General features: G+C 63.4%; 5 protein-coding genes and 1 pseudogene. 2 read left to right on the top strand and 4 right to left on the bottom strand.

From position 1 onward, the window contains the following. The 3 genes and pseudogenes from ACR30Z_RS22305 to ACR30Z_RS22295 form a co-directional block, all read right to left on the bottom strand. A pseudogene (locus ACR30Z_RS22305) lies at nucleotides 1-320 on the bottom strand (hypothetical protein); the annotation flags it as partial. Between the two features lie 801 nt (nucleotides 321-1,121). Continuing rightward, complete coding sequence (locus ACR30Z_RS22300) at nucleotides 1,122-1,460, bottom strand: hypothetical protein (protein ID WP_434374639.1); 339 nt, start codon at nucleotides 1,458-1,460, stop codon at nucleotides 1,122-1,124. Between the two features lie 482 nt (nucleotides 1,461-1,942). Continuing rightward, the gene (locus ACR30Z_RS22295; RefSeq protein ID WP_434374638.1) at nucleotides 1,943-5,017 is read right to left on the bottom strand and encodes a glycoside hydrolase family 2 TIM barrel-domain containing protein; all 3,075 of its coding nucleotides are present in this window, start codon (nucleotides 5,015-5,017) and stop codon (nucleotides 1,943-1,945) included. A gap of 209 nt (nucleotides 5,018-5,226) precedes the next feature. Between ACR30Z_RS22295 and ACR30Z_RS22290 the strand changes: the two genes are divergently transcribed. Both ACR30Z_RS22290 and ACR30Z_RS22285 read left to right on the top strand, forming a co-directional pair. Beyond that, on the top strand, nucleotides 5,227-5,838 hold the full coding sequence (locus tag ACR30Z_RS22290; RefSeq protein WP_434374637.1) for a TetR/AcrR family transcriptional regulator: 612 nt from the start codon (nucleotides 5,227-5,229) through the stop codon (nucleotides 5,836-5,838). An 804-nt stretch (nucleotides 5,839-6,642) separates the two neighbouring features. Beyond that, nucleotides 6,643-8,499: a M23 family metallopeptidase gene (locus ACR30Z_RS22285; RefSeq protein WP_434374636.1), complete on the top strand. Its 1,857-nt coding sequence runs from the start codon at nucleotides 6,643-6,645 to the stop codon at nucleotides 8,497-8,499. Between the two features lie 6 nt (nucleotides 8,500-8,505). Here the strand turns inward: ACR30Z_RS22285 and ACR30Z_RS22280 are convergent, their stop codons facing one another. Continuing rightward, nucleotides 8,506-9,108, bottom strand: coding sequence for a DUF1349 domain-containing protein (locus ACR30Z_RS22280; protein WP_434374635.1), 603 nt, complete (start codon nucleotides 9,106-9,108; stop codon nucleotides 8,506-8,508). Nucleotides 9,109-9,174 lie beyond the last annotated feature (66 nt).

The raw sequence follows: 9,174 nt of genomic DNA, 5'->3' as shown, positions 1-9,174 counted from the left end.
GTTGAGGTGCCCAGTACATACCAGCCGGCACCGGCGGGGATCTCGTCCGCGGCGCGGGTATCGGTGACCGTCACTGTGGGAAGGGTGCCCTTGAACTGGCGCACGGTAGGTGTGGAGCCGTCTTCAGTCAGTGCGGTGGCGGTGCCTGCCACGCTCATGGCCAGCACGCCGCCGTCGACGATTTCGGTAATGCCGACGTTCACGTCCACGTCTTGGTCGCCGTGGTTTTGGTCGGCCATCGCCATGCCGGCGACACCCAGCAACAACGCCGTGGCAGTCGTGATGGCTGCACCGCGGGCCAGAAATTTATGTCCGTTCACTTTCATGCTTCTTTCACATAAGCCCGGCTATCCGGCCGGGAAGAGGGGCAAGGAAGACGGGTGGCCCGCCGGTTGGGGGGCCACCAGCGTCAGATCAGCAGGATGGCGGGTTTGAAGACCTTGTCTTTAAGGCCGTGTCCCGGAATGGCTGGGAAGCGCGGCCTGAAATTGGAGACGCCCACGCCGAGCAAAGCGCGAGGCTGCGTTCGAAACGACAACATTGTCCGGATCCGGTTCGTCATAGCTACGTAATCACTGGAGTTTACGTAAACATTGATTTTCGTTTACGTAAACATACAGTGACGCACGTCACCCGTCAAGGGGAGGCGGACTCAGCCAATGTCCTCGCGATCCTGGTGGTGCCTCAGGTAGGGATGCTCGCGAAAATGTTGGCGGGGTCCGGGCGGGCTTGGTGTCATTGAAGGGTGTGCGGGTTGTCGACGGAAGCGCGTCGGGGTATCACGAAGTGGTAGGGCTTGGAGTCCGCCCGGGTGGGGAAGGAGCACGCAGAGGTGAGATTCTGGGTCTGGTCATGGCGGTGACGGGTTGGTTCCGGGCGAACGCACGGCGGCGGTTGACAGCGGCGGCGAAGCGGCGCGGGATGCCGCGGAAGATGCCGATGTGGCGAGAGCGTAAGTTATCGCCCTTTCCATGGGTCCTCATCAGCCATCAACGAAGGTCGAGGATACCCCATGGGTGAAGCGGGCAATTATGGAAGCGGGCGATTATGTATGGGAACCAGCATCTTTTCGTCTCCGGGCTGCTGGAAGGCTGGGGTGATCAGTCGGATTGCCTCGTAAGTCACCGTGATGCTGGCCTCGGTTGCCGTCTTGAGAGAAGGTTTGCGCTCCGTCTCCGGAAGAAGGTCATTAGTCCGCGGCCCGACGTGAAGGTGGCCTGCCCTGGTTTGGTGTCGTTGTTGGTCAGCTGCGCCGTCACGGTGACCTTTCCGGCAACAAACATGGTGCTGGCCACTGCGGAAACGTTCACGTCCGGAGCGGCCGGGTCAAGGTTGGCGATCATCAACCAGTTCAGTTGCAACTCCGTGCCGCGGGTGATGGACAGTGAGGGGGTCAGCTTCCCGCAGGTGCCAACCGGAACGCCTTGGTAAGCAGGTGGCGACCGTCGATCCGCAGTCATCCCACACTATGCCCACGGGACGTAGTACCCGGCACAGACCGCTGGTTTGTGCCGTCCAGGTACGGTTCGCCACCAGCACCGCAGGCTCCGGACCTTGACCTCGGACGGTTATGCTCGCCTCGGAGCTCGCCCGGAAATCCGAAGTAATGCGATGCTCCCAGGGCTGGACCATTCCTCGGCGATGTGGCCGACGAGTGAACCAGCTGGATATCGCCCGATTCTGTCGGGATCCCTCAGCAAGTCACATGGGACGTCGTTGGATTCACCAAGCTGGGTTTGCCCTGCTTTAGGGTCACCGGGCACTACAACTACGCCTGGCTGGGCGCAGCTGCCATGTGCACAGTGGCCGCAGTCATCAGCGCCACCATACGCAAGGACGCCGCGAAGAAGGAGCCGGTTGCGGTCGCTTGATGGTGTTGCGGGGTCCGCTCTGGGCGCTATTAGTGCCCGGAAGCACGCAGAGCGGGCCCTGCAACGGTGTACTAGCGCGCTTCGCTGATCCGGAACGTCACAGTCCGGGCTTCCGGTCGCAAGGCATAATCCGGCCAGACGTCCGGACCGCACGCCCGGGACCCGAGGCCGTGCTGTGCAGCGTCGAGGTACAGGTAGCTGCCCTGGCTCGGCGGTAACTCGTGCGGGTGCGCTGCGGCGGAGATCTCCTGGGCTGTGTGCCGGGAAAGTGTGAAACCAGGCAGACGGCCACGGGAGTCAGGGGCGGCGTCGAGCTGCAGCCACGGAGCTCCGGAATTTTGTAGGGCGAGTGACCGGACGGCACTGCGGTGTCCCGATTCCTGCGGCTTGGCGTAATCGACCGCCAGGTCCTCGATATCGGCCGAGTACCGGCCCACCAACGTCGCGTGCATGCTGTCCGGGTAGGATTCCCGGGGTCCGGCGCCGAACCATGAAGCTCCGTCCGCGGAACCGGGAAGGTCAAACCGGACTCCCACCCGTGGCCAAATGATGTCCCATCCAGCGCTCGGAACAATGTCCACGCGGAGCCAGAGCTCGCCGTCGGACAACTGCCACGTCTCCTCCACTGAGACCCAATGAGCAGCGTCGGCAGCGGCATAACGGGTCTGGACCGCCACGCTCGCTTCGCCTGCAGAGACCTTCTCCACACGGGCCGTGATCCGGTCCAAGCCAGCAGCACGCCATACCGTCTCCATGGAGGGGGCCGGGACCCCATCGCCGTTGTTGAGCCACGGATCGGCGAGATCATAGCTACCGCGGCCAGCACCGCGATCGTTATCCGTAGGTGCGCGCCACAACTCCAGCCTCGGCCCGGATACCGGGAGTCCGGCAAGCGAGGCCAACCGGCCGTCCTCAAAGACGGCGGGCCCCAGCACCACGGTCCCCTCCAAGACGTCAGCCGCCCGCTCAGCTGATACCAAGGGGCGAGGGGCCGACAAACGGGGACGTACCCCGGTCAGCTCCATTTGCGCAGCGGAGATGACGTGACCGGCCTCCGCCCACTCAGTGTCCTTGCGGAGGACCGCTTCCACGGTGAGCCAGCGTTCGCCCGAACCTGCGGCCGCGAACTCCGGCAGTTCAATCCGTGTCGTGGCGCCAGCGGTGAGCGGCTCGCCCGCCGGGGTGACGACGTCGAGCTCGCCCGAGACGTCCACAACGCCGTCCACTTCGGTGCGCCAGCGGATCACGGCGTCGGATGCATCTGCCGTGTGCCGCAGGTTGGCGACGGAGATGTAGCGGCGGGAGCCGCCGTCGAACGCCTCGAAGCCCAAGCGGAGGGGAGCGACGATCTGCTTGTACTCAAAGAGCCCCGGGCTGGGCGTTGAGTCGGAGAGGACCATGCCATCCATGACGAAGTTGCCGTCGTGCACAACCTCGCCGAAGTCGCCGCCGTATGCGAAGAACTCAGTGCCATCAGCCGTGGTGGTGCGGATCCCGTGGTCCCGCCATTCCCAGACGAAGCCGCCGTGGAGCCGGGGGTAGCGGTCCACCAGGTCCTCGTACTGGTCGATCGCACCGGGACCGTTGCCCATGGCGTGGACGTATTCGCACAGGATGAAAGGTTTGGTGCGCTGCCGTGCGGACTCCGCAGCGGAGCAGCCGAGCAGGAGCGAGCCGGAATCGTCGCGGCCAATGGCCTCTGTTTCGGGGACGGAGGAGTACATCCGCGAGTAGACGTCCGTGTAGGCGCCGGTGTAGTCGCCCTCGTAGTGGACCGGCCGGCCGGCGTCCCGGGCGTGCGCCCATGCGGACATCGCCGCCAGGTTGGAGCCCGTTCCGGACTCGTTGCCGAGGGACCACATGACGATGGACGGGTGATTCTTGTCCCGTTCCACCGTTCGTTCCATGCGGTCCACATAAGCTTCACGCCACGCGGGATCGTCGCTGGGATTACCTACCCAGCCGTGCCGTTCGAAGCCATGGGTCTCAAGGTCGCACTCAAGGATGACCCAGAAACCCATCTCGTCTGCGATGTCCAATAACCGCGGGTGCGGCGGGTAGTGGCTGGTGCGGATCGCGTTGACGTTGAACTGCTTCATCAGCGCAAGATCGGCGCGCGCAAAGTCCTCGTCGAAAACCCTGCCGCGGTCCGGATGTGTCTCATGCCGGTTGACGCCATGGAACACGACGCGCCTGCCGTTCACCAGGAACTGGTCGCCCTTGATCTCCACCGTGCGGAAACCGAGGCGCAGCGAAATGGTCTCGTCTTCGCTTGCCACCGTCGCGTTGTACAGCCGCGGAACCTCCGCAGACCAGGGTTCGACGGCGGTGATCGCCACCGGGACGACGTCGGCAGGGGAGTTCCAGACAACGTCGACGTTCAGTTCCGGAACGGACAACCGCAACGGATAGGCGGCTTCGTCTGCTGTGATTTCGGGGGTGATTTCGCCGCTGCCGTTGGCGTAGGACGTGCGCAACCAGACGTCGTCGATGCCCTTTTCAGGACGTACTTGGAGCGTTACGTCGCGGAAGATACCCGGCATCCACCACTGGTCCTGGTCCTCGATGTAGCTTGATGCGGACCATTGATGGACACGGACGGCCAGCACATTGTGTCCTGGACGCACTGTTTCCGTGACATCGAATTCCTGGGCCAGCCGGCTGCCCGTGCCAACGCCGATTTCGATGCCGTTGAGCCACACTTTGTACCGGGATTCGACGCCGTCAAAGCGCAGTACGGTTTTCCCGGCATCCCTCCAGTCATCGGGGAGGTTGAAGCTGCGCCGGTAGTCGCCGGTGGGGTTCTCATCCGGGACGTGGGGCGCATCAGTGGGGAACGGGAACTGGACGTTGGTGTAGATGGGACGCCCATAACGGCCCTCGCCCTCCAGCACCCAGTGCGCTGGAACGGGGATCCGGTCCCAGCCGGAATCGTCAAGGGTTTCATCGCCGACTCCCTCCACGGCTTCCCCGACGGGCAGGACGCCGCGCCCACCCGGGGTGCCGGGCGCGCCGGCAAGAAGGCGGAAGCGCCACTGCCCGTTCAAGGAGAGTGCCGGAGCATCGGTGTGCAGCCACGAGCGGGCCGGGAGTCTGCTGCCCGAGCCCGGGCCGCGGTCAGTGATGTAGCTGGCGGTGATGGTCATTACTAAAGGCTCCTTCGGTACGCCCATAGCTACTGCGCCTTGGAGCGCATTCGCGTGAATCGGATTATGAGCTCGAGACTTTTCATGTCAGCTTGACGGTGCGGTGGAACACTGCTCCAGCTCGGTAATGTGATCAAGATAGCATGAAATTCGAGCAGTTACTCGAATTTTAGAAATCGGCCACTACTACGCCTGTACACTGGCTAGCCATGACCACAAAGAACGTTGGCCGCACCGGGCGGCGTGGCCCGTATGCGAAATCCGAAGAACGCCGGCGAGCCATACTCGACGCTGCGCACTCGGTGTTCGCTGCCCGCGGCTACCGCAGCGGGTCATTGCAGGAAGTTGCAGACGAGGCAGGACTCAGCCAGACGAGCCTGTTCCACTACTTCCCTTCCAAACAAGATCTCTTGATGGCCGTGCTGGAACGCAGGGATGAAATTACATGTGCCGTGTTTCCGGATGCCACGGAGGAAGGTTTGGTGGACTCCGTAGTACGGACGGCGCTCTTCAACGAAGACATTCCCGGAGTGATCGAGTTGTACACGGTGCTCTGCGCTGAGTCACTCACTGATGGGCATCCGGGCAGGATGTACTTCACCGAGCGCTTCGAACGTTTGCGCACTGGCTACGCACGGCGGTTCCGCGAGTTGGCATCGGAAGGCAGGCTGCGCCCCGGCGTGGATCCGGACGAGGCCGCCGTGTCCTTGGTGGCTTTGTGGGAGGGGTTGCAGACCCAGTGGTTGCTGGCCCCCGGCGATGTCGACGTCGTCAAGGGTCTCCGCGGATTCTTCAACCTGCTGATGCTTCCGGCGCCCTAACGCATCCGCGACTCTTTGAACCACCTCAGACTGCAGGAGGATTTCTTCACCTTGAGGTTCGGCTGAGAGAACTCCGCCCCCCGCGATCCCTTCGGCCGCTTGCGGGGCGCTCCCCGCATATGAACTCGGGACACCCTTCGGACGCACGCTCAAGGCAAGAAGCCGCGTTCGAAGAGGGGCCAGCGCTGCCATCGCCGCGCTTCCTGCCATGGTCACCTCATCTTTCCCCATCGAGTTCCTGGTTAGGGCTGATCCGGCCAACCTTGCCGAGTTTGATCGGCGGATCGCGAACGATTCGCTGAGTAGTGCCGTCAGTATCACGTATCCATTGCAGCGACATATCCTCCGGTACAGACCTCGCCTCTACTTTTCGGACTTTCCTATCAGTACTTCTGTCCGAGCAGATGGAAGGACCCCAGGAGACTTTCCTGGGATTGGGCTCCTAATATTCGGAGCGCCATCTCTTCGGAACGGAACGCCTGGCTGGAAGCGAGCTATGGTGCTTCCTGTTGGCGTTCAAGCCCCTTGCGGAATCGAGGACCTCCTGTCATTGCGAAGGTACGGGCCCTCGCTGAGGAGTCCGGTGGGCGCCGGATGTGGTCGAGTGAATGCACCGGGCCATGTTCGCGGTATTTATCGATATGGAATTGTCAGTCCACAAGCTGCACAAGTCTTGACCGAGGTCCCCCGGACACGGTATGTTTACGTTGCCATAATGTTCACGTAAACATGAACGGATCAAGACAATGTCGTCGACCTCCAACTCTTTGGTCGGGCCCTATCCCGAACTTAACGGTGATCGCCGTGAACCCCGGCCATTCTGACCGCGGCTCCAGAGAGGTGATCCCGCTGTCCATTCCGCCCGCGATGCGGATCAGGAAGCGTCTCCGGCTACCGCTGGCGGTCTTCTCCGCGGCCACCATGTTGGGCAGCTTCCATTCGGGCGGTGTCCAGACCCTTCACCCAGCAGCCGAGCGCGTCCAGACACAGGCCGTTAAGCCCGCCCTCGCAGTAGCCGACGGGCCCGCGAATGGGTCCGCAGTTCAAGTCTCCAACGCTTCCACGACGACGCCACCTACCTTCACACCTACGGATGCCTTAGGGGCCGTGCTCTGTCAACGAACAGTCACCGAAGGCCGAGGGCTCCCTGGTATCGGCTCTGTTTCAGAAGTCCAACTTCGGAATGCCGGGGCCATTATGGCGGCGGCGGAAAAGTTGGCGCTCCCCGCCGATGCCCGGATCCTCGGCGTCCAGGCCGCACTCGGCGAATCGTCCCTTGAAAGCAAGGACTACGGAGACGCCGCGGGCCCGGACTCGCGGGGCCTCTTCCAGCAGCGGGCCAACGGGGCGTGGGGCTCCTACTCCGACCGTATGGATCCATTTGTCAGCGCAACCAGCTTCTTTCTGGCACTGAAAGACGTCCAGAACTGGCAAGTGCTGCCCTCAAGCCTTGCCATCCACCGCGTACAGCGGAACGAGGATCCAGACCACTACACCAAGAACCGGCAGTTGGCCCAGGAGATCGTGGGCTTCCTGGACTCCCAAGGTTTTGAAGCACCCGGCACCTGCTTCACCAGCGGCGGCTCAGGCCAAACCGCAGGTGCCACGTCCCGCGGCCCGGCGCGGCCAGGCGCTGGGTCCTTGATGTCTCCGCTGGTTAGCCTCCATCCGAGTTCACCCTTCGGGTCACGCACCAGCCCCATCACGGGTTCCACTGGGGAATTCCATACGGGACAGGACTTCGCCGCGGCCTGTGGCACACCGGTGCATTCCGCAGATGGGGGAATCGTGCGCGAGGTCGGCTGGCATCCCTGGGGCGGAGGAAACCGGGTGGAAGTCGACCACGGCAACGGTTTGGTCACCACCTACAACCACCTGCAGTCCGCCGCGGTACGGAAGGGAGAAACTGTTTCGGCTGCCGACGTCGTCGGGCTGGTCGGCTCCACCGGTTCGTCCACAGGATGCCATCTTCATTTCGAAACGATCGTGAACGGGACGCTGACCGATCCATCAGCATGGAGCTTGGTACCGCTGACGCTTGAGACGTATGTAGATGCACTGCGGCTGACGAGCTTCACACCGCAGACAGGTACGACGCCGGCATGGAACCTACCGCACTGGTCGTTGGCTACCGATCGTAGAGGCAAGGAGACGCCGGCCGCAGAATCCGGGACTCCGCCGTCAGCAACGCTGCCGAGCACAGAACCGACAGCGCCACCCACCACTCCTGCCGCGACCACAGCGCCACCCACGGCTCCCGTCGCACCAACGGCACCGCCTACCCCTCCGGCCGCGCCCACAGCGCCACCCACGGCTCCCGTCGCACCAACGGCACCGCCTACCCCTCCGGCCGCGCCCACAGCGCCACCCACGGCTCCCGTCGCACCAACGGCACCGCCTACGCCTCCGGCCACGCCGACGGGTCCCCCGGAACCCATCGTCCCGCTTCCAACAGAACCGACAGCGCCAACATCTCCGCCGGCCGAACCGACGGAACCGGCACCCGCCCAACCCGTCACGCCACCAGCCACGGTTTACCCAGCCACAGAACCAACGGCACCGCCCACGGCGCCGACGGCGCCGGCACCCCCGCCAGCAATGGAACCGGCCGCGCCTACTACCGCGCCGGTGCCGACTGCATCCATGGTTGCCGTGCCCTAGGGTGACCTAGCTGCCGTCGCGAAGGTTCTCCGGGGACGTCTCGGTGAATTCGATGCTGTCGAATCGCGCCTCGCAGCTGTTCCCCATGGGAGCTTGCGACATGAACCCGACGCGGACTGGCTTGTCTATGTCCAGCCTGAAGAGACGGACAAAGGACCACTCCCGGCCGTCAACTGACGAGTGAAACGCCCACGCGGGGCCAACGCGGCTGACCCGCAAGTAGGCCCAGGGGCCTGTCACCACGGGACCGTTCGCGTCGTCAGAGTAGGTATTGGTCACCACGCTGACAACCATGGCTTCCCCTTGCGGTGAGTATTCGAAGCAGAGCTTAGCCCAGTGGTCGTTGTCCACCCACAATGCCAGCACAGCGGCGTCGAACGTTGTTCGCGGTGAGGCGACCATGACTCTCGCCGACAGCGAGAAGGACGTGGGAGCCGTGAATGCCAATGCTGAGGCCCGGTGCTCCTGTTCGCCGCCGAGGGAATCGTTGGACCAATCAACGCCGGACGCTGCCGTCAGCGTGAGCGTTCCCTCGGCTTCGTCGTAGCTGCCGCGGCTGGGCAATGACGTCCACTCCAGGGCCGGAAGTCCGGCTATTTCGGGAATCAATGCGTGCTCCTTCTGTTCGGCAGTCAGGACATTTCTCTGCAACTTTTGCATACTGAACGCAAAATG

Origin of the sequence: Paenarthrobacter sp. FR1, from assembly GCF_051106045.1 — a bacterium.
Lineage (GTDB): Bacteria > Actinomycetota > Actinomycetes > Actinomycetales > Micrococcaceae > Arthrobacter > Arthrobacter nitroguajacolicus_A.
Note: the sequence above shows the minus strand (reverse complement) of the source record. Positions and strands in the feature narration are given on the sequence as shown.

Coding starts and splice junctions, on each gene's coding strand:
- ACR30Z_RS22290 (WP_434374637.1), top strand. CDS start 5,227: ATGACCACAAAGAACGTTGGCCGCACCGGGCGGCGTGGCCCGTATGCG.
- ACR30Z_RS22300 (WP_434374639.1), bottom strand. CDS start 1,460: ATGACTGCGGATCGACGGTCGCCACCTGCTTACCAAGGCGTTCCGGTT.
- ACR30Z_RS22295 (WP_434374638.1), bottom strand. CDS start 5,017: ATGACCATCACCGCCAGCTACATCACTGACCGCGGCCCGGGCTCGGGC.